The organism is Mesorhizobium sp. M8A.F.Ca.ET.021.01.1.1 (assembly GCF_003998025.1).
Lineage (GTDB): Bacteria > Pseudomonadota > Alphaproteobacteria > Rhizobiales > Rhizobiaceae > Mesorhizobium.
In genome coordinates this window covers 1-1266 of sequence record NZ_RZSJ01000944.1, presented here as the reverse complement: position 1 = coordinate 1266, position 1266 = coordinate 1, and the positions used below count along the sequence as shown (strand labels likewise).

The window sequence follows — 1266 nt, the reverse complement described above, 5'->3', positions numbered from 1 at the left end:
TCGCCGGGCTGTTCCTGCTGGGTCTCCACCGGCGCAACCGCGACATCGGGTGAGGATTCTGTCATCGGCAGCGGCGAGGCGAAGGCTTCGTCCTCGACCGGCATCGACTCGACGAGGGCAAGCGCCAGCTGCGCGTTGTCGGGCGTTTCCGACTGGGCAAAGCCCGTCGGCGCCGGCGCGGTCTGCACGACGGAACCCGTATCGGCGCGGGCGAAGCGTTCCGCCGCCGGAGCCGGCATGTCGTTGGACAGGCTGGCCATGACCTGGACGGACGGCACGAGAGACGCCTCGGTGACTTGCTGGGCGGCGGTGGAAATAAGGGGATGGGTGCTGGCTGGGGCCGCCGGCTTTCCCGCACCGGCGAAGGCGGCGGCAAGCTTTGTCGGCGACAGCGACGCTTCCATCAGCTCGAAGCGTTGCTGCGATTTCGACTTCGCCGGCGTTGGTTTGACCTGTGCCACCAGACGCGCGGATTTCTCCGCCTTGGAGGTTACCGCGGCCAGCTTGAAGCAGCTGGCGCCGCACTGTACGGCATGGTCGTGCAGCGCCTGCGCGCCGCCATGTGCATTGGCCATCACGAACGGCGCCGAAGAGCTGAGGAAATGCTGTTTCAGCGGATCGGCGAGAGCGAGAACGCCCGGCATGGACAGCGTCTGCGGCAGGCCTGCCGACGTCGCCGAGAGCGAGGCGCCGACGGAGCTGAGGCCGGCCATGGTGCCGATCAGCCATAGGCCGACGGCAACGCCGACGCCTGGCACAGCGACCCAGGGGACAACCCGTTCAGGGGTGAAGGATGAGGCACGTGACGCTTCGACAGCGGTCTCGCCGCCCCAACGCCTGTCCCCGACAATTTTACGACTCAAGAACGCCATGCAACCAATCTTGCTCCAATCGGCTCCCACGTCCGCGGCTGTGATAGCCGCGACGACCATTCTGTGAGTGATCCCAGGTGGTCCCCGACGCGTTTGCCGCGCCTGTCGTTAGTTGCCGATTGCTTCAAAATATGGACAAAGTTGGTTAACCAATCCCTCTCAAAACCAATCGAGAGACGTGGACTTTGTGCCGAAAAAGGCTCGTCCACGACCATGCACGCGGTATTGCAGCCCTTCCAAGGCTGTTTTGCTGCCTGTTTTTGCCTGTCGAGTCAAGCAAAACAGCCCTCGCTAATCCTTGCAAAAACACGATCGAGCGCTTCCCGCGGCAATGAGGCGCGCCGACAGGCATCGGCCGCGCCGCCGCGAACGCCACCGGGTGCCCGCGACTACT

General features: G+C 64.5%; 1 pseudogene. It reads right to left on the bottom strand.

Features of this window, described 5'->3' with window-relative positions:
- Nucleotides 1-872, bottom strand: a pseudogene (locus tag EOA36_RS35685) (hypothetical protein); the annotation flags it as partial.
- Between the last annotated feature and the right edge of the window lie 394 nt (nucleotides 873-1266).